The organism is Brevibacterium metallidurans (genome assembly GCF_037101285.1).
GTDB lineage: Bacteria > Actinomycetota > Actinomycetes > Actinomycetales > Brevibacteriaceae > Brevibacterium > Brevibacterium metallidurans.
In genome coordinates, this window is the sequence record NZ_BAAAAF010000014.1 from 33,653 (window position 1) to 59,262 (window position 25,610).

Here is a 25,610-nt window from a genome sequence, read left to right on the forward strand (position 1 = left end):
CTCACTCCGCCAGCACGTCCTCGATGAGTCCCCTGAGAGTCGACTCGTCGACGGCGCCGACGACACGGGCCGCGGCACGGCCCTGCGCGTCGAGGATGACGGTCGACGGCGTCGCCTGCGGCGGCAGGACACCGGAGAGGAGGGCGACCATGTCACCGTTCGAGTCGATCATGTTCGGGTACGGGATCTGGTAGTTCGCGATGAACGCGCTCGCCTCGGGCTCCTGGTCCCGGACGTTGACGCCGATGAACTGTGCCCGGTCGGCGAACTCCTCGGAGACGGCTTTGAGGTCGGGGGCCTCCACTCGGCAGGGCGGGCACGCGGCGTACCAGAGGTTGATGACGGCGGGCTTCGGGCGGATGTCGGCCAGCGACATCTGCGTGCCGTCGATCGTCGTGAAGCTCAGGTCGAGCGGTTCGCCGCGGTCTTTGAACGGCACCTGGGAGACGACGCCGGATCCGGAGACGTACCCCTGATCGGATCCCGCCTGGGCGGCGAGGTCGTCGTTCTCGCTGCACGCGCTGAGGACGAGCGCTGTGCCTGCGACGATGCCGGAGAGGACCGCTCGTCGGCCGAGGGGCCGGTTGTCGCCGATCATGCTCCTGCCACCGCGTGGCCGGGCTGGAGATCCGCGCAGATGTTCTCGTAGCTCACGGATACCAGTGTGGACGAGTCGAATGTGAAACTCGTGACAGAGGCCAGAGCGCATTCGCGTTTGCGCGGGTCGTGGACGAGGGAGCGTCCTTCGCCGGCGAGCCTGGCCATCCAGATCGGAAGCTGATGGGAGACGACGACGGCCTCGGCGTCCTCGCCGTGGGGTGCGAGCCGGGCTCGGAGGCTGGCCATGGCCGCCTGCATCCGCAGCACGATCTGCCGGTAGGGCTCGCCCCACGAGGGGATGAGCGGGTTATAGAGGCGCACGAGGTTCTTCGGTTCGCTGAGCTTGCGTGCCGAGAGCTTCTGCCCCTCGAACGAGTTCGCCGCCTCGATGACGCGGTCGTCGGTGGTCACCGGCAGACCGAGGCGCTCGGACAGCGGGGCCATCGTCTGCTGCGCGCGCAGCAGCGGGGAGGCGACGAGCGCGACGGGCTGCGTGTCGGCCTCCGCGAAGTGCTCACTGACCCGGCGCGCCATCTCGTGACCGCGCTCGGTCAGCCCGAAGCCGGGGATCCTGCCGTAGAGGATGCCCTCGGGGTTGTCGACTTCGCCGTGGCGGACGAGGTGGATCGTGCTCATCACGCCTCCTGGCCGGCGGGCTTATCGGGCACCGCGGCGGCGGCCTTCGCGGCGGCCGGCAGGGCCGCGATGATCCGCTCGAGGATCTCGTCGGTGTGGGCGTAGGAGAGGAACCACGCTTCGAAGACACTCGGCGGCATGTGGATGCCCGAGGCGAGCATCGAGTTGAAGAACGCCGAGTAGCGCTCGACGTTCTGCGCCCGGGCGTCGTCGTAGTCGACGACCTCGCGGTCGGTGAAGAAGACGGAGAACATCGAGTTCGCCGACTGGATCGTGTGGGCCACCCCCTCGGCCGCGAGCGCTTCGGCGACCGCGGGACGGAGGATGTCGGCAGCCCGGCCGATGTGCGAGTAGACGTCGAGGTCGGTGGTCAGCCGCAGCGTCGCGAGTCCCGCTGCCGTGGCGACCGGATTGCCCGAGAGCGTGCCCGCCTGGTAGACGGGACCGGCCGGAGCGAGGTGGGCCATGACGTCGGCGCGACCGCCGAAGGCCGCGGCGGGGAATCCGCCGCCCATGACCTTGCCGAACGTGAAGAGGTCGGCCGGACCCTCGGGGTAGCCGAGCGTCTCGGATTCGTAGCCGTACCATCCGGCGGCGGAGACGCGGAACCCGGTCATCACCTCGTCGCTGATCATCAGCGCACCGTGCGCCTTCGTGAGTTCGCGGATCGTGTTCGTGAAGCCGTCCCGGGGCGGGACGACGCCCATGTTGCCGGGACTCGCCTCGGTGATGACGCAGGCGATGGAGTCCCCGTGTTCGGCGAAGACGGCGCGCAGGCCCTCGGCGTCGTTGTAGTCCACGACGATGGTGTCCTCGGCCTGGGCCCCGGTCACCCCCGGCGTGTCGGGGAGGGAGAAGGTCGCGAGCCCGGATCCGGCCTGCGCGAGCAGCGAGTCGACGTGACCGTGGTAGCAGCCGGCGAACTTGACGACCTTGGGTCGGCCCGTGAAGCCGCGGGCGAGGCGGATCGCGCTCATCGTCGCCTCGGTGCCCGAGGACACCAGGCGCACCTCCTCGACGGGGTCGACTCGGGAGACGATCTCCTCGGCGAGTTCGACCTCACCGACGGACGGGGTGCCGAAGGAGAAGCCCTTGACGGCGGCCTCCTGGACTGCGGCGAGGACCTCGGGGCGCGAATGGCCCATGATCATCGGCCCCCACGAGCCGATGAGGTCGATGTAGTCGTTGCCGTCGGCGTCGCGCAGCCAGGCCCCCGTCGCCGAGGTGATGAAGCGCGGGGTGCCTCCGACCGCCCGGAACGCCCGCACCGGCGAGTTCACCCCGCCGGGGATGACGCGTTCGGCTCGGGTGAAGAGCGCCGCCGATTCGGTGGTCGGCTGGTTCGCGGTGGTCCGGGTCTCGGTCATGAGTTCTCCTTCGCCCTGAGGTGCCGGGTGACCTTCGTGAAGATGGTTCCGAGTGTCGCCATCTCCTCGGGTTCGAGCAGGTCGACGAGGTTGTCGCGCACGCTCTCGACGTGCGTCGGGGCGGCCGAGACGAGGAGGTCCCATCCTGCGTCGGTCATCGCACAGCTCACGCCGCGACCGTCCTCGGGGATCGGGCACCTCGCGAGCAGCCCCTTCTTCTCCATTCTCGCAACACTGTGGGTCAGACGCGAACGCGACATCGTCGTGTCCGCGGCGAGCTGCGCCATGCGCAGCGAGCGGTTCTCGCTCTCGCTCAGGCGCACGAGGATCTCGTACTCGGGCAGGCCGATGCCGAAGTGCTCGCGCAGGTCGGCTTCGACCTGGGTGTGGAGCAGCTGGCTGCCGGTGAGGTACTTGCGCCACGACTTCTGTTCGGCGGTCGAGAGCCAGCGCGGTTCGCTCATCGTCGGCCTCCCGTCAGCTGCCGGGCGACCTCGGTGGCCCAGTAGGTGAGGATCGCGTCGGCTCCGGCGCGCTTGAAGCCGATGAGGGACTCCTCGATCGCCCTCTCCCGGTCGATCGCCCCGGCCGCCGCGGCGAACTCGATCATCGCGTATTCGCCGGACACCTGGTAGGTCCACACGGGCACCGGGGACTCGGCGGCCACCTCGGCGAGGACGTCGAGATAGGGCTGGCCGGGCTTGACCATGACGATGTCCGCGCCCTCGGCAAGGTCGAGGTCGAGTTCGTGCATGGCCTCGCGGCCGTTTGCGGGATCCTGCTGGTAGGTCTTGCGGTCGCCCTTGAGCTCGGAGTCGACGGCTTCACGGAAGGGCCCGTAGAACGCCGAGGCGTACTTCGCGGTGTAGCCGAGGACGACGACATCGGTGAAGCCGTGGTCGTCGAGGGCCTCCCGGCACACGGCGACCTGGCCGTCCATCATCCCCGAGAGACCGACGACGTGGGCACCGGCGCGGGCCTGGGCGACCGCCATCGACGCGTAGCGCACGAGGGTCGCGTCGTTGTCGACGCGGCCGGTCTCGTCGAGCACGCCGCAGTGGCCGTGGGAGGTGAACTCGTCGAGGCAGAGGTCGGCCATGATGACCGTCTCGTCGCCGAACTCATCACGCAGCAGTCGCAGCGCCCGGTTGAGGATGCCTTCGGGATCATCGGCCTGTGACCCGGTCTCGTCGCGGACCTCGGGGATGCCGAAGAGCATGAGCCCGCCGACTCCGGCCGCAACCGCTTCGCGTGCGGCGTCGAGGAGCGAGTCGAGGGTGTGCTGGACGACCCCCGGCATGCCCGAGAGCGGCGCGGGCTGGCTGAGGGACTCCTTGACGAACATGGGCAGGACGAGGTCGGCCGGATGGAGCCGCACCTCGCTCACGAGGCGGCGCATTGCCGGTGTCGAGCGCAGGCGGCGCGGACGGATGATCGGTGCCATGTCAGGCCTTCTTTCTCCGGCGTTTCTGGCTGGGGCGCATCGGGGTCTGCCCCGCGGCGAGGTCCTCATCGCGCATCGTCGTCGCAAACGCGACGAGTCCGTCGATGAGGGAGGTGAGGTTGGCCTCCTCGGCGAGGACGTCGACGCGCAGGCCGTGCTCCTCCGCGGTGTTCGCCGTGGCCGGTCCGATGCAGCAGATCACCGAGGTGGCCGCGGGCTTGCCGGCGATGCCGACGAGGTTGCGCACCGTCGACGACGACGTGAAGAGGAACGCGTCGAAGTCGCCGGCCTTGATCGCCTCCCGGATCGGCGCCGGCGGCGGGGAGGCGCGAACCGTGCGGTAGGCGGTGACGTCGTCGACGTCCCAGCCCTTCTCGAGCAGGCCGGCCACGAGCACCTCGGTGGCGATGTCGGCACGCGGCAGGAGGACGGTGTTCATCGGGTCGATGTCGTCGACGTAGTCCGGCCAGGAGGCGGCGAGTCCGCGGGCGGAGTGCTCGCCGTCGGGGACGAGGTCAGGGGTGATCCCCCAGTCGAGCAGCGCCGCGGCGGTGCGTCCGCCGACGGCGGCGACCTTGACACCTGCCAGGGAGCGGGCGTCGAGGCCGAAGTCCTCGAACCACATGCGCACGGCGCGCACGGCATTGACCGAGGTGAAGCCCACCCATTCGTAGGATCCGTCGACGAGGCCGCGGATCGCCTTCTCCATCTGCGTGGGGGTGCGCGGCGGCTGGACCGCGATGGTCGGCACCACGGTGCCGACGGCGCCGAGCTCGGCGAGCGCCTCGGCGGTCGAGGTCCCCTGCTCCTTCGTCCGCGGGATGAGGACCTGCCAGCCGAACAGGGGCTTGGTCTCGAACCAGCTGAGCTCTCCGCGGTCCTCGACGCCCTGGCCCATGATGACGACCATCCGGTCCCCGGCGGACCGGCACAGGGCTGCGGCCTGGCCGAGGGTCGTCTCCACCGTCGTCTGCTCCGTCGTCGAGATCCCCCAGCCGACGAGGACCTTCGTCGTCTCGTCCCAGCCGTCGGCGAGCAGGGCGCGGAAGGCCTCTTCGTGCTCGGCGGCAGTGCCGGTGAGCACGTGCGTGGTGTTGCGGTGCTTGGACACGTCGACGTGGGTCTGCGGGCCGGACTCGATGTAGCGCACCGAGCGGACGCGGTTCGTCGTCAGCGGAGTGCCCGTGTAGGCGGCGGTCGCCGCGGACAGGCCGACTCCGGGGACGATCTCGACGTCGATGCCGGCCTTGCGGCACACGGCCGCCTCGGTGGTCGTCGTCGTGAAGAGGAGTCCGTCGTCCGAGCTCAGGCGCACGACGGTCTTGTCGGGGCGGGCGAGGTCGGCGAGGCGGCGCCCGCGGGTCGAGGCGGCCTGGCCGAGTTCGGCGGCGTCGATGACCTCGGCCGCCTGCGGGACGTAGGCGGTGACGATCTCTGCGTGGACCTGGGCGTCGTAGACGACGAGGGAGGCGTCAGCGAGGATGTCAGCACCCCGGGCGGTCATCAGTCCCGCCTCCCCGGGCCCGGAGCCGATGAAGACGACGCGTGGGGCCACCGGCAGCAGCCGACGGGGCTGGACCTGTCCCGTCGGCGCTTTCTCCGGCATCTCCGCGCTGCTCATGCGCGCCCCTGGGACGACGATTGGGCGGCGGCCTTGACGGGGGTGAGGTGGTCCGACGACTGCGCAGGGTCGATGTCGAGTCGGCGCAACAGGTCCTCGGCGGCGGCGGTGCCGAGTTCGTCGGCGACACGGGCGATCTCCTTGCCCGCGACCTTGAGCGCTTCGTCGTCGCGGGAGGAGAGGTCGCCGTCGACGACGGGCAGCGGCGCGGACATCCGGGTGCGGGCGATGGTGCCGTCGTCATCGGCCATCATCGCGGTGACGACGACCTCTTCGCCCTCGATCGTCGCAAGGGCCCCGATCGGGGCCGAGCAGCCGGCTTCGGCGCGGGAGAGGATGGCCCGTTCGCAGGTCACGGCGAGGTCGGTGGCCTCGTCGTGGAGGCGGCGCAGGGCCGTGCGGATGGCGACGTCGCCGGCCATGAGCTCCTCGTCCTGGGTGAACGGGCTGTCGGCGCCGCGGGTCTCGATCGCCAGCGCCCCCTGTCCGGGAGCGGGAAGCATCGTGTCGAAGTCGAGGAGGTCGGTCGCCTCGGCGAGGCGCCCGATGCGACGGACACCGGCTGCGGCGAGGACGACGGCATCGAGGCGGCCGTCGCGGACATGGGCGATGCGGGTGTCGACGTTGCCGCGGACCCCGCGGACCTCGATGTCGGGGCGGGCGGCGCGCAGCTGGACGGCGCGCCTCGGCGAACCGGTGCCGACGACGCTGCCGGCGGGCAGCTCGCTCAGGCTGAGGCCGTCGCGGCCGATGAGGACGTCGGCGGGATCGACGCGGGGCGGGATCGCTGCGAGCTGGATGCCCGGCTCCGGCGTCGTCGGCAGGTCCTTGAGCGAATGGACGGCGACGTCGATCTGGCCCTGGTGGAGGGCCTGGCGCACGGCGGAGACGAACACGCCCGTGCCGCCGAATCCGGCGAGCGGGGACATGTTGACGTCGCCTTCGGTGACGACCTCGACGATCTCGACCCGCCAGCCGGTCAGGGCCGCGATCTGGTGGGCGATCGCCGTCGACTGCGAGCGGGCGAGCTGGGAGCGGCGGGTGCCGAGTCGGATCGTCCGGCCCGTCGGATGCTCGGGTTCGACGACGTCGAGGGTGTGGTCGGCGACGGGACGGAGTCCGTCGGCTTCGATGTGCTCGGGGCTCGAGGCCTTCGCGACCTTCGTCTCCGGGGTCGCCTTCGCGTGGGCGACCTTGATCGTCGGCAGGTCGAAGAGCTGGATGAGGGCCTGGGCGTAGTCGACGTCGGAGTCGGAGACCGCGAGCTCCTTGACCTTGACGGTCGGGGTGTGGATGAGCTTCTCGGCCACACGGTGCAGCGACTTGCGGATCTCGGCGAAGACCTTCTCGTCGACGGATTCGCCGATCTTCTTCTCCAGGCGCTCGGTCTCGGCGGCGATGACGTCCTTGGCATGCGTGCGCAGGGCGGTGACGGTGGGGGCCACGGCGCGTTCCTTCGCCCCGGACTCGAGCTTGTCGGCCTCCTCGGCGATGATAGCGCGCACGGCTTCGACGGTCTCGACGACGGCGGCGTCGCGTTCGTTCGCGGAGCTCGTGAGCAGATTGCGGATCTCACCGAGGCCGAAGAGGGCGACGTGTTCGAACTCGCGCACGCTCGGGTCGATGTCATGCGGCAGGGCGAGGTCGATGAAGGCCTTGTTCGCCGCGGACTTCGAACTCTGCGAGAGACCGGCGACGATGTCGTCGCGGGTGACGACGACGCCGCGGGCGCCGGTGCAGGAGATGATGAGGTCGGCGTCGGCGATCTCCTCGGCGAGTGTCCGCGGAGTGAGCTCACGGGCACGGCCGCCCACCTCGGCGATGAGGCGTTCGGCCTTCTCGATCGTGCGGTTGAGCACGGTGAGGTGGTTGACGCCCTCCTTGTGGAGGCCTGCGACGACGAGGCCCGACATCGCACCGGCCCCGATGACCAGCGCGTTCGCCGCGCGCAGCGAACCGATGTGGGCCTGGGAGGCCTCCAGGGCGGCACCGAAGAGGGAGCGGGCCACCTGGTCGAGGCCGGTCTCGGAATGGGCTCGCTTGCCCACCCGCAGGCTCTGCTGGAGGGCATGGGAGAGGTCGGAGGTCAGGGCTCCGGCCGCCATCGAATCGGTGAACGTCGAGCGCAGCTGACCGAGGATCTGGGCCTCGCCGATCGCCATCGAGTCGAGTCCGCAGGCGACCTTGAGGAGGTGCTGGAGGGCCTGGGAGTCGTAGTGGGCGTAGAAGTGCCCGGCGATGTCCTGCCATTCCTTGTCGATCGAGGACACGAGTGCGTTGCCGAGGTCGGCGAGCCCGCCGTGGAAGGCGGAGACGTCGGCGATGAGTTCGAGGCGGTTGCACGTCGAGAGGACGGCGAGACCGTCGACGCTCGCACCGCCGAGGGCGTCGGTCCGCAGACGGTCGACGTCATCGGTGCCGAAGGCCAGGGCGTCGAGCATGTCGATCGGCGCCGACTGGTGGGAGATGCCGAGAACCAAGAGAGTCAATTGCTGTGCTCCTCAACTGGAGTGCCGGCGTTGTCATCGAGCGCCGAGTAATACGCGAGTACTTGCAGCTCACTGGCCAGATCCACCTGTCGGACCCGCACGGAGTCCGGGGTCTCGAGCACTGTGGGTGCGAAGTTGAGAATGCCGCGCACGCCGGCGTCGGCGGCGATGCGCGCCGCCGCCGGTGCCGCGGAGGCGGGAACCGCCATGACCACGAGGTCGATGTCATCGGGCCAGGTGGCGAGTTCGCTGAGGTCGGAGACGGTGAGCGCTCCGATGGTGGTGCCGATCTTCGCCTCGTCGACGTCGAAGATCGCTGTCAGCCGCAGGCCCCGGCCGCGGAAGCCGGCATAGTCGGCGAGCGCGGAGCCGAGCCGTCCGGCGCCGATGATCGCCACGCTCTGAGCGCGGTCGAGGCCGAGGAAGGACCGCAGCGTCGCCGCCAGCTCCGCACACGCGTAGCCGACGCCGCGGCGTCCGGGACGGCCGAGCTGGGAGAGGTCCTTGCGCAGGATCGACGGGGAGACGCCGCTGCGGCTGGCCAGCGCCTCCGAGGACACGGTGGTCTGGCCGGTGGCCGCGATCGTCTCGACCGTCTGGAGGTAGATCGGGAGTCGGGAGATGACGCGCTCGGGGACGTCCTTGCGAACGACACCCTCGATGCTGCCCGCGGAGAGAATCTCGCCCACTGGACCGTGTCACTCCTTCACTCTGCTCATGCGTTCCGGGCTGCGGCCGCTGGGCGCCTCATGCGCCCAGCGCCTCGAGCGCCCGGGACAGCCTGTCCCGGTCGACCCGGTGGAAGCTGTGCTGTCGTCCTTCGAGGAGCACCACGGGGACGTCCCAGCCGTACCGGCCGGTCAGCTCCTCGTCGGTGTCGATGTCGATCTCGGTCACGGTGACGTCCCTGCCGGACACCACCTCGGCGACGGTGGCCTTCGCGGTCTCGCACAGGTGGCAACCGGCGCGGGTGAGGAAGGTCAGCTCGACCACGACACACTCCTGTTGTGAAGGTGACAACAAACCCCGCCGAAATGGGATTCGAGCGGGGGCGTAGGACCGTACCCGGTCTTACTTCTTGTTGCGACGCTGGTGACGTGTCTTGCGAAGCAGCTTGCGGTGCTTCTTCTTCGACATACGCTTGCGGCGCTTCTTGATGACTGAGCCCACGCGGGTACCCCTTGTGCTTGTCGGTGGAGGTGAACTTCAGGTGCCCACCCTTTGAACTAACCGTGCAATTCTATCGCCCCGGCCCGTTCTTTCCCAAAACTGTGTCGAGATCCACAGCGGGCGCGGAGGCCGTTCGGGTCAGTCGAAGTACGGGTCGAGGCCGAAGAAGGGGAAGAGGTTCTTCCGGGTGCCCATGACCGCGCGGTCGAGCTCGGTTTCCGGGTCGAATCCGTGCGACCACGGGGTGAAGGAGCCGTCGAAGCCGTCGGTCATCGTCAGCGGCGCTTCGCGGCCGGTCTTCGTCTGCGCGTAGTGCGCCCAGCGCCCGGGGATCCGTGTCCCCGGGTCGATGTCGGCGTCGGCGGCGATGGCGATGAGGTTCGTCCAGGCGCGCGGCACGACATCGATGATCGCGTACCCTCCTCCCCCGGTCGAGAGCCACCTGCCCTCGGCATGGTCCTCGGCGAGCCGGCGGACGCGTTCGGTGGCGACGCGCATCGCATCGATGCTCAGACGCATGTGGGTGAGCGGGTCCATCCGGTGTCCGTCGCACCCGTGCTGGGAGACGATGACCTGCGGGGAGAAGGCCTCGACGAGGGCGGGCACGGTGGCGTCGAAGGCGCGCAGCCAGTCCTCGTCGCCGGTGCGCGGGGGCAGGGCGATGTTCGCCGCCGAGGCGGCCGCCCGGAGTCCGCCGATGTCTGCCGGGTACCCGGTGCCGGGGAAGAGGTATTTGCCGGACTCGTGGATGGAGATCGTCAGCACCCTCGGGTCATCCCAGAAGAGGGCTTCGACGCCGTCACCGTGGTGGGCGTCGAGGTCGATGTAGACGATGCGCTCGAAGCCGGCGTCGAGGAACTCGGTGATCGCCCCGGCGACATCGTTGTAGACGCAGAATCCGCTCGCCCGATCCGCCATCGCATGGTGCATGCCGCCGGAGAAGTTCACCGCGCGGCGGTAGTCGCCGCTGGTGATCGCCCGGGCCGCATCGACCGACCCCTGGAAGAGCATCGCCGAGGCGGAGTGCATGTTCTCGAACACGGGCACGTCGTCGGTGCCGAGCCCGAACCGCTCCGCCTCCCCATGGTCGAGACCGGCGGGACTGCCCGCCTCCTTGACGGCGGTGATGTAGTCGTCGTCGTGGACGCGGGCCAGCGCCGCCTCGTCGAGGTCGGAGATGGAGCGGACGTCGACGCCGTCGCGGTCGAAGAGCTCGAAGTCGATCGCAAGCTTCGCGGTGAGGTCGAGTCTCAGGGGGTGCATCGGATGGCTGGGACCGAAGTCGTACCCGGTCACCGCCTCGTCCCAGACGACGTAGACATCGCTATCTGCCATGGGGCAATGCTATATGGCGCGGCTCACCTACGGGGATTCGCCCCTCGTCCGTCCTACCATGGAGTCTGTGTCCACCAATTCCCCCTGGAGCCTCGACCGCTTCCTGCGCCCGGGGCGCTGGGTCCGCGACTTCGTCGACGACCTCGCCGTCGCCTCCCCCGCGCGGCTGGCGATCGTCTCGTTCGTCGCCGTCGTCGCGGTCTTCGCCGTCATCCTCATGCTGCCGGCGAGCATGCGCGACCCCGCATCGGTCCCTCTCTCCGAGCACATCGCCAACGCCGTCTTCGTCGCCGTCTCCGCGGTCTGCGTCACCGGCCTGACCCCGGTGGTCACCGAGGACTACTGGTCGGACTTCGGCATCTCCGTCATCACCGCCGGCATCCAGGTCGGCGGTCTCGGCATCCTCACCCTCGCCTCGCTGCTCGGGATGGCGGTCTCGAGGCGGCTGGGAGTCCGGCAGCGCCTCATCGCCCAGCAGGCCACCTCGGCGCTCAACCTCGGTCAGGTCGGCACCCTGCTCAAGACGGTCTTCGTCACGATCCTCACCGCCGAGGCGATCCTGGCGATCCTCCTCTTCCCGCGCTTCCTCATGCGCGGCGACAGCGTCGGCGATTCGATCTGGTACTCGGTGTTCTACGCGATCTCCGCGTTCAACAACGCCGGCTTCACGATCCACCCGGGTGGGGCCGAGTACTTCTCCGAGGATCCGTGGATCCTCTCGCTCATCATGATCGGCGTCTTCGTCGGCTCCCTCGGGTTCCCCGTCGTCCTCATGATCGCGATGAACTGGAACCGGCCGAAGAACTGGGACCTGCACACCCGCCTGACCCTGACGACGACGACGATCGTGCTCGCGCTCGGGTTCGTCTTCCTCCTCCTCTTCGAATCGGGCAACCCGAAGACCCTCGGGGACAAGAACGCCGGCCACACGCTCATGGAGGTCCTCTTCATGGCCGTGATGCCGCGTTCGGGCGGGTTCTCGACGATGGATGTCGCTGATATGAGCCAGTCGACGCACCTGCTCATGGACGTGATGATGTTCATCGGCGGCGGGTCGTCATCGACGGCGGGCGGCATCAAGGTGACCACAGTGGCCGTGCTCGTCCTCGCCGCCTACGCCGAAGCGCGGGGCCTCACCGATGTCAACGTGTTCGGTCGCAGGCTCACCGCCTCGACGATCAAACTCTCGATCTCCATCCTGCTCACCGGCGCGACGATCGTCTTCGTCGGCACCCTCGTCATGCTCCAGATCAGCGACGAATCCCTCGACCGAGTGCTCTTCGAGGTGATCTCGGCGTTCGGCACCGTCGGGCTGAGCGCCGGCGTGTCCGCCTCGGTCTCGGAACCGGGGCTCTACACGCTGTCCGTCCTCATGCTCATCGGGCGTCTCGGTACGATTACACTGGCGGCAGCCCTGTCGATGCAGGACTCTGCCCGTCTCTACCGCTACCCCGAAGAAAGGCCGGTCGTTGGCTAACGAGAACTCCTCCATCCTCGTCATCGGGCTCGGACGCTTCGGTTCGGCGACTGCGGTCACGCTCACGCGACTGGGACGCGAGGTCATGGCCATCGAGCACAACGCCGAGCTCGTCAAGGACTGGAGCGGCAAACTCACCCACGTCGTCGAGGCCGATTCGACGAACATCGACGCCCTGCGCCAGGTCGGTGCCGCGGACTTCCAGACCGCGGTCGTCGGCATCGGCACCTCGATCGAGGCGAGCGTGCTCACGACGGCGAACCTCGTCGACCTCGGGGTCTCGCAGGTGTGGGCGAAGGCGATCTCCCCGGCCCACGGCAAGATCCTCCACCGCATCGGCGCCCACCACGTCCTCTACCCGGAGTCCGATGCCGGCATCCGCGTCGCCCACCTCGTCAGCTCCCGGATGATGGAGTACATCGAGTTCGACGAAGGCCACTTCGCGGTCGTGAAGATGCGCCCACCGCGGGAGATCCAGGGGTTCACCCTCGGCGAGGCGAAGGTCCGCGACAAGTACGGCGTGACGATCGTCGGCATCAAGAGCCCGGGCCGCGACTTCACCTACGCCGAACCGACCACCCGCGTCGGCAAGCAGGACCTCCTCATCGTCGCGGGCAACGTCGAACTCCTCAGCCGCTTCGCCGGACGCCCGTAGGGGGCGCCGCGCTCTCCTGGGGCAACCGCTCGGTGTGAATCCGTATGGCATGGATCGATCCATGCCATACGGATTCACACCGAGCGATTGCGAGTCACGCGCCCTCGCAGCCACGGAGCTTGCCCGTAGAGCTTCGTCGCGAATGCTTCGAGGTCCATCACCTCGGCGAAGGTGAACCTCACGATGCGGTAGCCCAAGGCGACCAGGCGGTTGAATTGAGTCGCCTCCTTCTGCAGCCGCGCTCCCCCGTTCTCCACGTATTTGGCGGCCCCGTCGACGAAGAGCACAGTCTTCGCCACCCGGTCCATGAAGTCGACGCGCGCGACGAGTCGGCCTTTCTCGTGGACCTGCACCTGCTGTTCGAACCCGCAGAGCCCGAGGAGGCTGAGGTTGTAGGAGCACCGGCTCTCCGCGTAACTCTCCGAGCGAGCGCCGATCCGACCGATGAGCCGCGCGGCACGCGCCCGCCCCTTGGGCAGACGCGCGAGCACGGGGGCGAAGTGCTCCTCCACCGCCTTCCGCTCCAATTGCCCCACGTCGGGCGGATATCCGAATCGCCCTGCACTGGCCTCCTCGGCCCCGAAGACTGAGCGCCTCACGACCGATTCCATCGCGGCGAACGCCCCCGGCTCCCCGATCTGCGGAATCAGGTCCAGGCTTGTCAGCGCAGGTGAGGTGAGTCGCATCTTGCCGACCATGACGGTGTCGGCTGCAGGCACCTCTCGCGTCGTCCGGCTGACGATGCCGGTCCTCAGTCTGTGCGATGGCGAGGCGATGTGGATGCGCTGGGTTCCCACACGATACAACGGCAGGTCGTGGATGCGAGCCGCAGAGACGCCGCAGATGACGTCATCCACCCGGTAGTGGGGGTAGGACGCGATCTTGAGTTTCTCGAGCAGGTCGGCGTATTCGTAGTCGTGCTTCTGTGTGCTCTGAGCGTGCTCCCTGACTCGCCGCAGCCAGTCCTCATCGGTGATCAGCTCGGCGATCCGCGCATGCTGGGGATTCTCGCACCGGCGGATGACGCTGTACATCCCGCGGGTGAGTCTGAGCAGACAGCAGTCCACCGCGGACTTGACGACTCGGCTGTGCACTCCATGTGCTCGAAGCTCCTGTGAGCGGATGACGTTGTACATCTGCACACGGTCACCGCGGGACTTCGACAACGTCAATGGGGACGCAGTCGGCCTGTGGAGTGTTCGTCGGCGTCCTCAGGCGATCTGAGCACCGGTCGCAGACATTCCCACAGCCGATCGCACAGAAGTGGCGCCGGTCGCTGCGGACGGCGGGCAGCGGGAGAACAGGGCACCCGAGCGCGGACGATGCCCGTCGCGCCGGTCCCAGACCCAACCGACTGCGCGACTGGTCGGCCGAGCGCGAGCCCCAGACGCCGGCGGCTGGTCGCAGTGTCATCCACAGTTCGGCGAGCGCAAGTCGCAGAGATGACAACCGCTCGGTTCCGATCCCTATGGTATGGATCAGAGTCCTCCCTGGGGATCAGAACCGAGCGGTTGCCGCTGCAGCGGGTCAGCGGGGCGTCGGCAGCGGGGCGTCGGAGGCAGCGCCGCAACGGCCGCCCGCCGCAGCGCCGCGCCGACCGGCGCGCCTCACCTCGTCTAGTGCTCGACGGCCGCCTCGGCGCCGAAGCCGGTGTGGGCACGGACGTCCATCTCGGCTGCCAGCTCGGGACTCTCGACCGTCCTGTCGGTGATCGACCCGAGCCACCCGAGGATGAACCCGAGCGGGATGGAGATGATGCCGGGGTTCGACAGCGGGAAGATCGCGAAGTCGGCGCCGGGGATCATCGCGGTCTCGGAACCGGAGACGACCGGGGAGAATGCGATGAGCAGGATCGCCGAGCCCAGTCCGCCGTAGATCGACCACACCGCACCGCGCGTGGTGAAGCGGCGCCAGAACAGCGAGTAGATGATCGTCGGCAGGTTCGCACTCGCCGCGACCGCGAAGGCGAGCGCGACGAGGAACGCGATGTTCTGTCCCTGCACCCCGATCCCGCCGAGGATGGCGACCGCGCCGATGACGACGACGGTGCGGCGGGCGATCTTCACCTCAGCGTCGGGGTCCTCGACCTTGCCCTTCTTGATCACGCTCGCGTAGATGTCGTGGGCGAAGGATGCGGCTGCGGTGATCGCGAGCCCCGCGACGACGGCGAGGATCGTGGCGAACGCGACCGCGGAGATGAAGCCCATGAGCAGCGGACCCCCGAGCTGGAGGGCGAGCAGCGGAGCCGCGGAGTTCACCCCGCCGGGAGCGTTCTTGATCGCATCGGCGCCGACGAGCGCGGCCGCACCGTAGCCGAGGACGAGGGTGAAGAGATAGAACGCGCCGATGAGCCAGATCGCCCAGACCACCGACCGCCGCGCCTCCCGGGCCGTGGGCACCGTGTAGAAGCGCATGAGCACGTGCGGCAGACCCGCGGTGCCGAGGACGAGCGCGAGGGCGAGTGAGATGAAGTCGAGCGGGTTCGACCCGTACTGGAGTCCGGGATTGAGCACGCCCTCCCCCACTCCCTCGGCGGCATTGGCGACTGCGTTGGAGAGCAGGGTCGAGAGGTTGAAGCCGTTGAGCGCGAGCACCCAGATCGTCATCGCCCCGGCTCCGGCGATGAGGAGGACCGCCTTGACGATCTGCACCCAGGTCGTGCCCTTCATGCCGCCGACGAGGACGTAGAGGATCATCAGGGCGCCGACGACGGCGATGACGAGCGACTGTCCGAGTTTGCCGTCGATGCCCATGAGCAGCGAGACGAGACCGCCGGCTCCGGCCATCTGCGCGAGCAGGTAGAAGAAGCACACGGCCAGCGTCGAGATCGCCGCGGCCATGCGCACCGGGCGCTGCCGGAGGCGGAAGGAGAGCACATCGGCCATCGTGAACTTGCCCGTGTTGCGCATGAGCTCGGCGACGAGCAGGAGCGCGACGAGCCAGGCGACGAGGAAGCCGATGGAGTAGAGGAACCCGTCGTAGCCGTTGACGGCGATCGCCCCGCAGATGCCGAGGAACGACGCCGCCGAGAGGTAGTCGCCGGAGATCGCGAACCCGTTCTGCGGCCCGCTGAACGACCGTCCGCCCGCGTAGTAGTCCGACGCGGTCTTGTTGTTCCGGCTCGCCCGCAGGACGATGAAGAGGGTGACCGCGACGAAGGCCGCGAAGATCGTGATGTTGAGGACGGGGTTGTTCTCGACCTCGGTGGTCGCCTGGGTGAGGACGTCGATCATCGGGTCGCTCCTTCCGATTCCTGTTCGAGGCGCTCACGGATCGCGGTGGCCGGTGGGTCGAGCTTCTTGTTGGCGAACGAGACGTAGAACATCGTGATCGCGAACGTCGTGACGAACTGCAGCAGGCCGAGCACGAGGCCGACGTTGATCTCCCCGACGACCTTCGTCGACATGAAGTCGTGCGCGTACGTGCTGAGGATGACGTAGAGGAAGTACCACGCAAGGAACGCGATCGACAGTGGGATCACCACTGAGAAGCGCTTGCGCTTGAGTGCCTTGAATTCGGGGTTCTCCTCCTCGGCGAGGAAGTCCACCCCTCTCGGCGACGGATCGGACATGGTTTCTCCATTCGAATGTGGTTCGAGCGTCAGTGGTCTGAATCACACATCGTCAACCTATCGTCCGCTCGGTCATGGGGAATACCACCGAAAGTTGGTAGCGTATTCACATGAACGTCATGGCCAAGGAAGCTCGGGCGCTGAAATCCGAATCCCGCCGTCTCTTCGCCGAGGCGGTCGACTCCCTGCACGCGAACGGCACCGGCGACGTCGTCTTCGGCGGCATGGTCGAAGAGGGGGCGGTCGCCGTCGAGGCGGTCGCCGGAGCGAGCCGGGACGGTCTGGCCTCCCTCATCGTCAGCACCGGCCGCGGCCTCGGCGGGCGCGCCCTGACCGAGGGCACCCCGCAGCTCACCCGTGACTACGAGATCGACCCGTTCATCACGCACCATTACGACGAGGAGGTCCTCGGCGAGGGCATCCAGGTGCTCATCGCCGTCCCCACCCTCCTCGGCGGCGAGGTCACCGGGATGGTCTACTGCGGACATCGCAAGGCCTACGCCGAGGCGGCCCCGCAGACCGGCGACCTCGTCCGCCGGGTGCGACAGCTCTCCGTCGACCTCGGGCGCCTCGGACTGCGCCGACCGCAGCCGGTCACCCCGGTCGTCGAGCCTCTCGCCGACCTCGACTCCTCGAGTCGCGAAGCGCTGCGCCGCACGTTCGCCGAGCTGCGGGCGATCCGCTCCGACGTCGCCGACGACGCCACCCGCGAACGGCTGACCTCGATCGAGACCCGACTCGCCGACATCCTCTCCGGGCACAACCCGGAGTCCGCTCCCGAGCCGACGACGTCGGTGAGCCTCTCACCACGGGAGACCGACATCCTCTCGCACGTGGCCCTGGGATGGTCGAACGCCCGCATCGCCGAGGCACTGGGACTGCGGGAGTCGACCGTGAAGTCCTACCTCAACACCGCGATGGTCAAGCTCACCGCACGCACCCGACACGAGGCCGTGTCGATCGCGCGAGCCGCGGGCATCCTGCCCTGACACGACGCTCGGCACGGCACCCTGGCCGCCGGACACAGCAGTGTTGCCGCTGGGCCGGCTCGGAACGCAGCAACCCGAACGCCTCGGAACGCATCCGCCCGATCGGATCACCCGTCGATCGCGGCGGAGTTCTCCTTCTCCATCTCGAGCGAGCGGTCAGCGGCCGCGGTGACGGCCGCCTCGGCGAGGTCGAAGATGCCGCCGTCGATGAAGGTGTTGAGCGCGGCCAGGGTGGTCCCGCCCTTGCTGCTCACGGCCTTCCGCAGGGCCGCGGGGTCAGGGTTGTCGGCCAGCAGGCGTCCGGCGCCGTCGGCGGTGGCGACGACCATCTTCGCTGCAGTCTCCTCGGTGAGCCCGAGCTTGACGCCGGCGGTGATCATCGCCTCGGCGAGGAGGAAGAAGTACGCCACACCGGACCCGGAGATCCCGGTCATGGCGGGGATCTCGGCTTCGTCGAGGGGGACGACGAGGCCTGCGCCCGAGAGCAGCCTGCGCAGAGTCGCGGCGGCGGTCGGGTCGACTCCGGGAGCCGGGGACAGGGCGATGACGCCGTGGCCGATCGCGCTCGGGGTGTTCGGCATGATCCGCACGATCGGGCTGTTCGGGGCGAGTCGGGCGAGGTCGGCGGCGGAGACGCCGGCGGCCATCGACACGAGCACGGACTGCCCGGTCAGGGCGGGGGCGAGGTCGCGCACGGTCTCGGCCATCATCCACGGCTTGACGCCGAGGAAGACGAAGTCCGCGGATTCGGCCGCCGCCCGGTTGGCGTCGGGATCATCCTCCACCGAGGTGACGGTGGCGGCAGGCAGGGCGGCGGCGAGGCGCTGCGCCGAGGCGGCGGAGTGCGTCGTCGCCCGCACCTCGATGCTCGGATCCGCGTCGAGGATGCCCTTGATGAGCGCCGTGCCCATATTGCCGGTGCCGATGGAAGCGATCGTGGTCATGGAGGTCAGCCTTTCTGAAGTCGTCCCTCCCCGATGGTGTCAGAGGAGCCGGTGACCGCGAAATCGGTGCCGCGACCGCGCGACAAGAGTGGGCGGAACTCCGAAGGGGTGCCCTCCGTGCGGGCACGCCGCAGGCACGGCGCAGGCAGGTGACGAGGTCAGATGGTCAGCTCGCGTCGGCGGAGGCGCGCTTCGACGACGCTGACCGGTGAGAAGTCCCCGGTTCCGGCGAGGTCTCCACAGGCGACGCCTCCCCAGGAGTCGTCGGCTCTGAGTGGGAGGTCCCACCGTCCGGTGCACCAGCGCCCGCAGCCCCGGTTCCGGAGCCCGCGGACCCCGACCCCTCCCCCGGCACACCGTCGAGTCCGAGGTGCTTGCGGGCGACGGCGAGGGAGTCGGCGAGCATCTGCTCACGGGTGGACTTCTTGGCGACGAAGCGGGTATTGACCTCGACGACGACGTCGCCGGACCAGTTGTGCTTCGCGAGGTATTGGAGCGTCTCGGCCACGGGCATGGTCCCCGCCCCGGGCACGAGGTGCTCGTCCTTGAGCGAGCCCGCACCGTCGGTGAGGTGGACGTGGCGCAGGCGCGGGAAGATCTCGGCGACGGTGTCGAGCGCGTTCATCCCCGCCGTCGAGGCGTGGGAGAAGTCGAAGGTGAGAGCGTCGTAGTCCTCGTCGAGCGGGTTCCAGTCGGGGTAGTAGACGAGGATCTCGCGCACTCCCGCCCGCCACGGGTACATGTTCTCCACCGCGAGGACGACTCCGGTCTCCTCGGAGACCTCTCGCACCCCGTCGACGAATTCGCGCGCGTACGCCCCCTGCCAGCGGAAGGGCGGGTGGAGGACGACGGTGGTCGCCCCGACCTCGCGGGCGAGGTTCGCTGTGATCCGCAGCTTCTCCCAGTGGTCCTTGTGGAGGACGCGGGGCAGGAAGAGCAGCGTCGGCGCGTGCAGCGACATGACGTCGAGGCCGGTGTCCGCGGCGAGTCCGGTGATGAGGTCGACGTCCCTCGTCTCGGCGTTGTGGGTGACCATGATCTCGACGCCGTCGTAGCCGATCGACGAGGCCTGCGCGAACGTCTCCTCGACGGTCATCGGCGAGACCGACGAGGAGGAGAGTCCGATCCTGATCGGGTGGTCGGAGACGTGATGGGTGTCGTGGTCGTACACCTGGTTCGCCGCGAAGAACTCACGGTGGCGCCGGGAGTTCGACCGCGCCGAGTTCTTCGCAGTCAGAACCTTGCGCCCCGACTTCGACTTCTTCGCCTTGCTCATCTCCACCAGTCTAGTCCTCCTCGCCGGCCCTGCCGCTCCGGTTTTCCTCGGAATCGTCCCTCGCCCTCTCCTCGGAATCACCCACTCGCCTTCTCCGCGGAGTCGCCCACTCGCCGTGGTCTGGGAATCCCCCTCGCCGAGGTGACCGGATAGTCTGTGCCCATGATTCCTGCCGACGTCCGTCCCGCCCGCGTCTCCGACGTCCCCCGCCTCGCCGAGATCCACGTCGCCGCATGGCGGGCCGCCTACCGCGGCATCATGGCCGACGAGTTCCTCGACGGATTGGACGAGGACCGTTTCGCCGCGAACTGGACTCAGGCGCTCAGCGACCCCGACAACCGGGTCCGCAACTTCGTCGTCGTCGCGGGCGACCGGATCCTCGGCTTCGGCGGGGTGAGCGCACCCCGTGACCCCGCCGAGGTGCTCGACCGTCTCCCCGTCACCGCGGACCTCGGCCAGCTCGCCCATATCAACCTCGCCCCCGAGGCCTTCGGCACCGGGGTCGCCGCCGTCCTCTTCACCGCACTCGAGGACGAGCTGCGCCACGACGGCTATGCACGCGCCTACCTCATGGTCGCCGAGGGCAACGACCGGGCGATGCGCTTCTACGAGAAGCAGGGGTGGGCGCGCACGGAGATCACGCACGTCTACGACGGCGTCGAACCCGCGGTGCCCGAGCGGATGTACACGGTCGAGCTCTGAGTCTGGCCGCCTCGGCGGGGGTCTGGTCCGCTGACCCGGCGACAGACACCCGGCTCCGACAACCCGAAGGGCGCCCAGCCACTCGGCGAAGGGTGGCTGAGCGCCCGGAAGGCGGCTGAGACGGCGCGCGTCAGCCGTAGAGCTCCTCGACGTCCTCGTCGACCCAGCCCTTGGACTTGTCGACGGCTTTGTTCCACAGGCGGTAGACGCGGGCGACCGTCTCGTCGTCCATCTCCGGCACCCAGCGCTTGTCCTCGTGCCAGTTGTTCTTCACGTCCTCCTCGCCGCTCCAGAACTTCACGGCGATGCCCGCTGCGTACGCGGCACCGAGCGCCGTGGTCTCGATGACCTCGGGGCGTATGACGGGCACGCCGAGGAGGTCGGCCTGGAACTGCATGAGCGTCTCGTTGGCGACCATGCCGCCGTCGACCTTGAGCTCGGTGAGCTCGACGCCGGAGTCGAGGTTCATCGCATCGAGGACCTCACGTGACTGGAAGGCGACCGATTCGAGGGCGGCCCGGGCGATGTGGTTCTTATTGACGTACCGGGTGAGGCCGACGATGACGCCGCGGGCGTCGGACTCCCAGTGCGGGGCGAAGAGACCGGAGAACGCGGGCACGATGTAGCAGCCGCCGTTGTCCTCTACCTGCTTCGCGAGCACCTCGACCTCGGGGGCGTCCTTGATGAGTCCGAGGTTGTCCCGGATCCACTGGACGAGCGAACCGGTCACAGCCACGGACCCCTCGAGGGCGTAGACCGCGTCGTCCTCGCCGATCTTGTACGCCACGGTCGTGAGCAGGCCGTTCTTGCTCGCCACCGGCTCGGTGCCGGTGTTGATGAGCATGAAGTTGCCGGTGCCGTAGGTGTTCTTCGCCTGCCCCTTCTCGAAGCACGCCTGCCCGAAGGTCGCCGCCTGCTGGTCGCCGAGGATGCCGCAGATCGGGGTGTCGATGAGCAGGGTGTTCTTCGCGCCGTAGCCGTAGATCTCCGAGCACGACTTGATCTCCGGCAGCATCGACATCGGGATGCCCATGTCGGCGGCGATCTCCTCGTTCCAGTCGAGGGTGTCGATGTTCATGAGCATCGTCCGCGAGGCGTTGGTGACGTCGGTGATGTGGACTCCGCCGTTGACACCACCGGTGAGGTTCCACAGCACCCACGAGTCCATCGTGCCGAAGAGCAGGTCGCCGTTCTCCGCGGCCTCCCTGGCGCCGTCGACGTTGTCGAGGATCCACTTGGCCTTGGGACCGGCGAAGTAGGTCGCCAACGGCAGGCCGACACGGTCCTTGTACTTGTCAGCGCCCTCGTCGCCGCCGAGTTCGTCGGCGATCTTCTGCGTGCGCGTGTCCTGCCAGACGATCGCGTTGTAGACGGGTTCGCCGGTGTTCTTGTCCCACACCACCGTCGTCTCGCGCTGGTTGGTGATGCCCACGCCCTCGAGCTGGTGGCGGTTGATGTTCGCCCGCGACAGCGCCTGGCCGATCGCTTCGTTGGTGTTGCGGATGATCTCCTTCGGGTCGTGTTCGACCCAGCCCGCGCGGGGGAAGATCTGCTCGTGCTCGAGCTGCCCGCTCGAGACGATCTGCCCGTTGTGGTCGAAGACGATCGCCCGCGACGAGGTGGTGCCCTGGTCGATTGCGAGGATGTACTTGTCCTGGCTCATGAAGACTCCTGTGTCCGATCGGCACGGGCTGCGCCGATCTCGTTGAGTGGGTGCAGGTCAGATGAAGGCGTTGGAGACGAGGCCGGCGAGCACACCGCCGAGGATGGGGCCGACGATCGGCACCCACGCGTAGCTCCAGTCGGAGCTGCCCTTGTTCGGGATCGGCAGGATCGTGTGCGCGATGCGCGGACCGAGGTCACGTGCCGGGTTGATCGCGTAGCCGGTCGGCCCACCGAGGGAGGCGCCGATGACGACGACGACGAGGGCCACCGCCAAGGGCCCGAGCCCGCTGGGGGTGCCGCCGAAGAGGAGGATGATGAAGACGAGGACGAAGGTGCCGATCACCTCGGCGAGGATGTTCCAGCCGTAGCTGCGGACCTCGGGCCCGGTGGAGAACGTGCCGAGGATGTTGCCCGGTTCGCCTTCGGCGTCGTAGTGCTTCTTGTAGACCAGCCACGCGAGGATCGCACCGATCGTCGCACCGAGGAGCTGCGCGAAGAGGTAGGCGAACGTCGTGCCCACCGTGATTGGGATGCCGGGGGCGTATTCGGTGGCGCCGCTGGAGAGGATGCCGAACGTCACCGCCGGGTTGAGGTGCGCGCCGGACTTGTAGGCGACGTACACGCCGGCGAAGACCGCGAGGCCCCAGCCGAACGAGATCATCAGCCAGCCGCCGCCGTTGCCCTTGGTCTTCGCGAGGATGGCGTTCGCGACCACGCCGACGCCGAGCAGCAGCAGCATCGCTGTGCCCGCCGTCTCATGGAGGAGGATCGTGCCGATCGGACCCATGATGTGTGAACTCCTTTGTTGAGATGGGGATGGGTAGGGAAAACCTAGGGTGTCCAGCTGTCGACGACCAGCGCTGCCGCGTCCGCGTCGTCATGGGTCGACTCCGCGGCGATCTGCGCGTCGACGTGGGCGTTGAAGTCCGCGATCTCCTGCGCGACCCGGGCCGCGTCCCAGCCGAGGACGGGGGCGATGATCTCGGCGACCGCCTCGGCGGCGGCCCGTCCCCGGTCCCGGACCTCGTAGTTGAGGCGCATCCGGCGCTCGAGGACGTCGGCGAGGCGGACGACGCCCTCCGAGGTGGCCGCATAGCGGGCTTCGACGCCGAGGTAGCGTTCGGCTCCCGGCAGCGGCTGACCGAGTTCGGGGTTGTCGTCGATGAGGTCGAGGAGGTCCTCGAGCAGGGTGCCGTAGCGGCGGATGAGCCGCTTGACCCGGGTCTCGTCCCAGCCGTAGCGCTCCGCGATGCCCGCCTGGCCGCGACGGACGGCGCCCACTCCCTGCGCACCGAGCAGCGGCACGGATTCGGTCAGGGAGGTCCGGTCGGCGGCCTCCTCGCCGAGGGCGAAGTCGACGGCGTCCTCGGCCATGACGCGGTAGGTGGTGAACTTGCCGCCGGCGATCGCCGAGAGGCCGGGTTCGACCTCCATGACGGTGTGCTCACGCGAGACCTTCGTCGAAGCCTCCCCGTCCTTCTCCACCGGCTGCAGCAGCGGTCGCAGGCCCGAGTAGACGCCGATGACGTCGTCGCGGCTGAGCTTGTTCTCCAGGATCGCGTTGGCGTGTTCGATGAGGTAGTCGATGTCGTCGGAGGTCGCGACGGGGGCGGCGACGTCCTCCTTCCACGGGGTGTCCGTGGTGCCGATGACCCAGTACCCGTCCCACGGGATGACGAAGAGGACGGACTTCTCGGTCTTGGAGATGATGCCGGTGTCGGGGTCGGCCTTGATCTTGTCCTGGTCGACGGTGATGTGGATGCCCTTCGAGGCGAGCACCTTGAGCCCGGCGTCGGCCTTCGCGAGGTCCTGCTGCTGTTCGGTCCACACGCCGCCGGCGAGGATCGTCCGGCGCGCGTAGACGTCGAACTCGCGGCCGGAGACCTCGTCGCGCACCCGCACACCGTTGACCCGGTCGCCGTCGTGGAGGTAGTCGATGACGGAGACGTGGTTGGCCGCGGACGCGCCGAAGGCGACGGCGGAGCGGACGAGGGTCATGACGAAGCGGGCGTCGTCGACCTTCGCATCGTAGTATTCGAGCGCCCCGACCGCGGCGTCGTCGGCGAGCCCCGGGAAGTGCGCGCTCAGCGCCTTTTTGCCCAGGTGACGGTGCATGGGCACGGCGCGTTTGCGGCCGGGCCGGGTCGCCATCGTGTCGTAGAGGAGGACGCCGGAGCCGATGAAGGCCCGGTCGATGAGGCGGTGTTCGAACGGGAAGACGAACGCCACGGGTTCGACGAGGTGGGGGGCGGTGTGCGTGAGGAGCAGGTCGCGTTCCTTCAGCGCCTCGGCGACGAGTTTGAAGTCGAGCATCTCGAGGTAGCGCAGACCGCCGTGCATGAGCTTCGAGGAGCGTGAGGAGGTGCCCGACGCCCAGTCGTGGGCGTCGACGACGCCGACCTTGAGTCCGCGGGTGGCGGCGTCGAACGCGGAGCCGGCTCCCGTCACCCCTCCCCCGACGACGAAGACGTCGAGCGGATCGCTCGGGGTCGTCGCCTCCATGGTGCGCAGGGATTCTTCACGGAACGAGGGGGACAGCTCGCCGTTTCGCATTGTCGTCGTGCCTCCAGAGATCGGGGAATCTGCCCCGTCGCAACCGACCTAGGTGACTGGCCGGTAATCACAGGCTATCGGGTGCGGAGAGCAAATGGGAACAGATCCCACTGTGAGGCGGGCCATCGTTTCAGTCCGCGGACCGACCCATCGCCGAGGTGGTCTCCGCGGAGTCGAGCAGGTCGAGTCTGCGCATGATGATGCCCTCCCGCAGCGCCCACGGGGAGATGTTCATCACCGCGATGTCGAAGATCGTGAAGGCCGCCTCGGCGACGATGGCCCCGGCGAGCACCTGACCGGCGCGGGCTTCGGAGACTCCGGGCAGGGTCGCCCGCTCTTCGGGGGTGCGGGCGGCGAGCGTGTCGATGATGCCGGGCAGGTCGCGGCGGAAGAGCTTGCGGGGAACGTAGATGCCGTCGCCGCTGGGCGCGGCCCCGGCGATGCGGGCCAGGGACCGGAAGGTCTTCGAGGAGCCGACGACGTGGTCGGGGGCGCCCACCCGGTTGATCTTGCCGGCGATGCGCCCGATCTGGGCGCGGGCGTGCTTGCGCAGCCGGTGGATGTCCTCGGCGCTCGGTCTCTCCCCGGGCAGGAAGTCGGCGTAGGTGCGTCCGGCCCCGAGCGGGACGGAGACCGCGGCCTGCGGGTACTCGTCCTGGCCGGCGGCGATCTCGAGCGAGCCCCCGCCGATGTCGAGGAGGAGGATCTTGCCCGCCGACCAGCCGAACCAGCGGCGGGCGGCGAGGAACGTCACCCGGGCTTCGTCCTTGCCGGACATGACGGTCAGGGTCACGCCCAGCTGCGTGCTGATCGAGTCGATGAGCGCCTGCCCGTTGGGGGCGTCCCTGACCGCCGAGGTGGCGAAGGCGAGGATCTGCTCGGCTCCCTGGTCTTCGGCGATCTCCACGGCTTCGGCGACGAAGTCCCGCAGGCGCTGCTGACCGGCGTCGTCGATCGCACCGTCGGGGCCGAGGAACTCGGCGAGGCGGAGGATCTCCTTGTGCGAGGTCGCCGGCAGCGGCGGTGCCCCGACGTGGGCATCGACGACGAGGAGGTGGACGCTGTTGGATCCGATATCGAGGACGGCGAGGCGCATTCGCTCAGTGTATCCCGCAC

The 25,610-nt window shown here is 68.7% G+C and carries 24 protein-coding genes; 4 read left to right on the forward strand and 20 right to left on the reverse strand.

Going from position 1 to position 25,610, the window contains the following annotated elements; translation table 11 throughout:
* Position 1: 1 nt before the first annotated feature.
* From AACX88_RS14525 to AACX88_RS14575, 11 genes are all read right to left on the reverse strand, one after another.
* Positions 2 to 598, reverse strand: a complete 597-nt coding sequence (locus AACX88_RS14525; RefSeq protein WP_009380553.1) for a TlpA family protein disulfide reductase — start codon at positions 596 to 598, stop codon at positions 2 to 4.
* Positions 595 to 1,236 carry a histidine phosphatase family protein gene (locus tag AACX88_RS14530; protein WP_009380560.1) on the reverse strand — a complete coding sequence of 214 codons (642 nt, stop codon included), beginning with the start codon at positions 1,234 to 1,236 and terminating at the stop codon, positions 595 to 597. The genes AACX88_RS14525 and AACX88_RS14530 overlap by 4 nt, the downstream gene beginning before the upstream one ends.
* Positions 1,236 to 2,603 (reverse strand): glutamate-1-semialdehyde 2,1-aminomutase, encoded by a 1,368-nt coding sequence (hemL, locus tag AACX88_RS14535; protein ID WP_009380561.1) that lies wholly within the window; start codon positions 2,601 to 2,603, stop codon positions 1,236 to 1,238. The genes AACX88_RS14530 and hemL overlap by 1 nt, the downstream gene beginning before the upstream one ends.
* Complete coding sequence (locus tag AACX88_RS14540) at positions 2,600 to 3,067, reverse strand: MarR family winged helix-turn-helix transcriptional regulator (RefSeq protein ID WP_009380562.1); 468 nt, start codon at positions 3,065 to 3,067, stop codon at positions 2,600 to 2,602. The genes hemL and AACX88_RS14540 overlap by 4 nt, the downstream gene beginning before the upstream one ends.
* Positions 3,064 to 4,047, reverse strand: a complete 984-nt coding sequence (gene hemB / locus AACX88_RS14545) for a porphobilinogen synthase (RefSeq protein WP_009380563.1) — start codon at positions 4,045 to 4,047, stop codon at positions 3,064 to 3,066. The genes AACX88_RS14540 and hemB overlap by 4 nt, the downstream gene beginning before the upstream one ends.
* 1 nt (position 4,048) lies before the next feature.
* On the reverse strand, positions 4,049 to 5,668 hold the full coding sequence (locus AACX88_RS14550) for a bifunctional uroporphyrinogen-III C-methyltransferase/uroporphyrinogen-III synthase (protein WP_238614638.1): 1,620 nt from the start codon (positions 5,666 to 5,668) through the stop codon (positions 4,049 to 4,051).
* The gene (hemA, locus tag AACX88_RS14555) at positions 5,665 to 8,157 is read right to left on the reverse strand and encodes a glutamyl-tRNA reductase (protein WP_100227532.1); all 2,493 of its coding nucleotides are present in this window, start codon (positions 8,155 to 8,157) and stop codon (positions 5,665 to 5,667) included. The genes AACX88_RS14550 and hemA overlap by 4 nt, the downstream gene beginning before the upstream one ends.
* Entirely contained in the window at positions 8,154 to 8,846 is a 693-nt protein-coding gene (locus AACX88_RS14560; protein ID WP_009380567.1) for a redox-sensing transcriptional repressor Rex, read from the reverse strand. Before AACX88_RS14560 ends, hemA begins: the two co-directional genes overlap by 4 nt.
* Before the next feature lie 58 nt (positions 8,847 to 8,904).
* The gene (locus AACX88_RS14565) at positions 8,905 to 9,150 is read right to left on the reverse strand and encodes a glutaredoxin family protein (RefSeq protein ID WP_009380568.1); all 246 of its coding nucleotides are present in this window, start codon (positions 9,148 to 9,150) and stop codon (positions 8,905 to 8,907) included.
* A 78-nt stretch (positions 9,151 to 9,228) separates the two neighbouring features.
* The gene (locus AACX88_RS14570) at positions 9,229 to 9,327 is read right to left on the reverse strand and encodes a 30S ribosomal protein bS22 (RefSeq protein WP_005504750.1); all 99 of its coding nucleotides are present in this window, start codon (positions 9,325 to 9,327) and stop codon (positions 9,229 to 9,231) included.
* 138 nt (positions 9,328 to 9,465) lie between these two features.
* Positions 9,466 to 10,662, reverse strand: a complete 1,197-nt coding sequence (locus tag AACX88_RS14575; protein WP_009380570.1) for an acetoin utilization protein AcuC — start codon at positions 10,660 to 10,662, stop codon at positions 9,466 to 9,468.
* Positions 10,663 to 10,720: 58 nt separating this feature from the next.
* On the opposite strand from AACX88_RS14575, the gene AACX88_RS14580 reads away from it, so the two are divergent.
* Both AACX88_RS14580 and AACX88_RS14585 read left to right on the forward strand, forming a co-directional pair.
* The gene (locus AACX88_RS14580; protein ID WP_051995634.1) at positions 10,721 to 12,139 is read left to right on the forward strand and encodes a TrkH family potassium uptake protein; all 1,419 of its coding nucleotides are present in this window, start codon (positions 10,721 to 10,723) and stop codon (positions 12,137 to 12,139) included.
* Positions 12,132 to 12,794, forward strand: a complete 663-nt coding sequence (locus AACX88_RS14585; RefSeq protein WP_009380573.1) for a potassium channel family protein — start codon at positions 12,132 to 12,134, stop codon at positions 12,792 to 12,794. Before AACX88_RS14580 ends, AACX88_RS14585 begins: the two co-directional genes overlap by 8 nt.
* A gap of 74 nt (positions 12,795 to 12,868) precedes the next feature.
* Here the strand turns inward: AACX88_RS14585 and AACX88_RS14590 are convergent, their stop codons facing one another.
* From AACX88_RS14590 to AACX88_RS14600, 3 genes are all read right to left on the reverse strand, one after another.
* A complete protein-coding gene (locus AACX88_RS14590) occupies positions 12,869 to 13,930 on the reverse strand; it encodes a hypothetical protein (RefSeq protein ID WP_339393610.1) in 1,062 nt (353 codons plus the stop codon).
* A gap of 480 nt (positions 13,931 to 14,410) precedes the next feature.
* Complete coding sequence (locus AACX88_RS14595) at positions 14,411 to 16,027, reverse strand: solute symporter family protein (RefSeq protein ID WP_339393611.1); 1,617 nt, start codon at positions 16,025 to 16,027, stop codon at positions 14,411 to 14,413.
* Positions 16,024 to 16,365, reverse strand: a complete 342-nt coding sequence (locus tag AACX88_RS14600) for a DUF485 domain-containing protein (RefSeq protein WP_339393612.1) — start codon at positions 16,363 to 16,365, stop codon at positions 16,024 to 16,026. Before AACX88_RS14600 ends, AACX88_RS14595 begins: the two co-directional genes overlap by 4 nt.
* A 110-nt stretch (positions 16,366 to 16,475) precedes the next feature.
* Between AACX88_RS14600 and AACX88_RS14605 the strand changes: the two genes are divergently transcribed.
* Positions 16,476 to 17,354, forward strand: coding sequence for a LuxR C-terminal-related transcriptional regulator (locus tag AACX88_RS14605; RefSeq protein WP_009380593.1), 879 nt, complete (start codon positions 16,476 to 16,478; stop codon positions 17,352 to 17,354).
* 107 nt (positions 17,355 to 17,461) lie between these two features.
* Here AACX88_RS14605 and proC read toward each other — a convergent pair whose 3' ends face one another.
* Positions 17,462 to 18,298 (reverse strand): pyrroline-5-carboxylate reductase, encoded by an 837-nt coding sequence (gene proC / locus AACX88_RS14610; protein WP_119296374.1) that lies wholly within the window; start codon positions 18,296 to 18,298, stop codon positions 17,462 to 17,464.
* A gap of 166 nt (positions 18,299 to 18,464) precedes the next feature.
* Entirely contained in the window at positions 18,465 to 19,574 is a 1,110-nt protein-coding gene (locus tag AACX88_RS14615) for a sugar phosphate isomerase/epimerase family protein (RefSeq protein WP_119296399.1), read from the reverse strand.
* 162 nt (positions 19,575 to 19,736) lie between these two features.
* On the opposite strand from AACX88_RS14615, the gene AACX88_RS14620 reads away from it, so the two are divergent.
* A complete protein-coding gene (locus AACX88_RS14620; RefSeq protein WP_095376691.1) occupies positions 19,737 to 20,276 on the forward strand; it encodes a GNAT family N-acetyltransferase in 540 nt (179 codons plus the stop codon).
* A 130-nt stretch (positions 20,277 to 20,406) separates the two neighbouring features.
* Here the strand turns inward: AACX88_RS14620 and glpK are convergent, their stop codons facing one another.
* The 4 genes from glpK to AACX88_RS14640 form a co-directional block, all read right to left on the reverse strand.
* A complete protein-coding gene (gene glpK / locus AACX88_RS14625; protein ID WP_119296375.1) occupies positions 20,407 to 21,939 on the reverse strand; it encodes a glycerol kinase GlpK in 1,533 nt (510 codons plus the stop codon).
* 57 nt (positions 21,940 to 21,996) lie between these two features.
* Positions 21,997 to 22,719, reverse strand: a complete 723-nt coding sequence (locus AACX88_RS14630; protein ID WP_063249299.1) for an MIP/aquaporin family protein — start codon at positions 22,717 to 22,719, stop codon at positions 21,997 to 21,999.
* Between the two features lie 53 nt (positions 22,720 to 22,772).
* Positions 22,773 to 24,494, reverse strand: coding sequence for a glycerol-3-phosphate dehydrogenase/oxidase (locus tag AACX88_RS14635; protein ID WP_339393613.1), 1,722 nt, complete (start codon positions 24,492 to 24,494; stop codon positions 22,773 to 22,775).
* A 130-nt stretch (positions 24,495 to 24,624) separates the two neighbouring features.
* Positions 24,625 to 25,590 (reverse strand): Ppx/GppA phosphatase family protein, encoded by a 966-nt coding sequence (locus tag AACX88_RS14640; RefSeq protein ID WP_339393614.1) that lies wholly within the window; start codon positions 25,588 to 25,590, stop codon positions 24,625 to 24,627.
* Positions 25,591 to 25,610: the final 20 nt, after the last annotated feature.

Bases quoted from the DNA above. Each gene is read 5' to 3' on its own strand.
- AACX88_RS14525 (WP_009380553.1), bottom strand. From the start codon at position 598: ATGATCGGCGACAACCGGCCCCTCGGCCGACGAGCGGTCCTCTCCGGC.
- AACX88_RS14530 (WP_009380560.1), bottom strand. From the start codon at position 1,236: ATGAGCACGATCCACCTCGTCCGCCACGGCGAAGTCGACAACCCCGAG.
- hemL (WP_009380561.1), bottom strand. From the start codon at position 2,603: ATGACCGAGACCCGGACCACCGCGAACCAGCCGACCACCGAATCGGCG.
- AACX88_RS14540 (WP_009380562.1), bottom strand. From the start codon at position 3,067: ATGAGCGAACCGCGCTGGCTCTCGACCGCCGAACAGAAGTCGTGGCGC.
- hemB (WP_009380563.1), bottom strand. From the start codon at position 4,047: ATGGCACCGATCATCCGTCCGCGCCGCCTGCGCTCGACACCGGCAATG.
- AACX88_RS14550 (WP_238614638.1), bottom strand. From the start codon at position 5,668: ATGAGCAGCGCGGAGATGCCGGAGAAAGCGCCGACGGGACAGGTCCAG.
- AACX88_RS14575 (WP_009380570.1), bottom strand. From the start codon at position 10,662: ATGGCAGATAGCGATGTCTACGTCGTCTGGGACGAGGCGGTGACCGGG.
- AACX88_RS14580 (WP_051995634.1), top strand. From the start codon at position 10,721: ATGGAGTCTGTGTCCACCAATTCCCCCTGGAGCCTCGACCGCTTCCTG.
- AACX88_RS14590 (WP_339393610.1), bottom strand. From the start codon at position 13,930: ATGTACAACGTCATCCGCTCACAGGAGCTTCGAGCACATGGAGTGCAC.
- AACX88_RS14595 (WP_339393611.1), bottom strand. From the start codon at position 16,027: ATGATCGACGTCCTCACCCAGGCGACCACCGAGGTCGAGAACAACCCC.
- AACX88_RS14600 (WP_339393612.1), bottom strand. From the start codon at position 16,365: ATGTCCGATCCGTCGCCGAGAGGGGTGGACTTCCTCGCCGAGGAGGAG.
- AACX88_RS14605 (WP_009380593.1), top strand. From the start codon at position 16,476: ATGAACGTCATGGCCAAGGAAGCTCGGGCGCTGAAATCCGAATCCCGC.
- proC (WP_119296374.1), bottom strand. From the start codon at position 18,298: ATGACCACGATCGCTTCCATCGGCACCGGCAATATGGGCACGGCGCTC.
- AACX88_RS14615 (WP_119296399.1), bottom strand. From the start codon at position 19,574: ATGAGCAAGGCGAAGAAGTCGAAGTCGGGGCGCAAGGTTCTGACTGCG.
- AACX88_RS14620 (WP_095376691.1), top strand. From the start codon at position 19,737: ATGATTCCTGCCGACGTCCGTCCCGCCCGCGTCTCCGACGTCCCCCGC.
- glpK (WP_119296375.1), bottom strand. From the start codon at position 21,939: ATGAGCCAGGACAAGTACATCCTCGCAATCGACCAGGGCACCACCTCG.
- AACX88_RS14635 (WP_339393613.1), bottom strand. From the start codon at position 24,494: ATGCGAAACGGCGAGCTGTCCCCCTCGTTCCGTGAAGAATCCCTGCGC.
- AACX88_RS14640 (WP_339393614.1), bottom strand. From the start codon at position 25,590: ATGCGCCTCGCCGTCCTCGATATCGGATCCAACAGCGTCCACCTCCTC.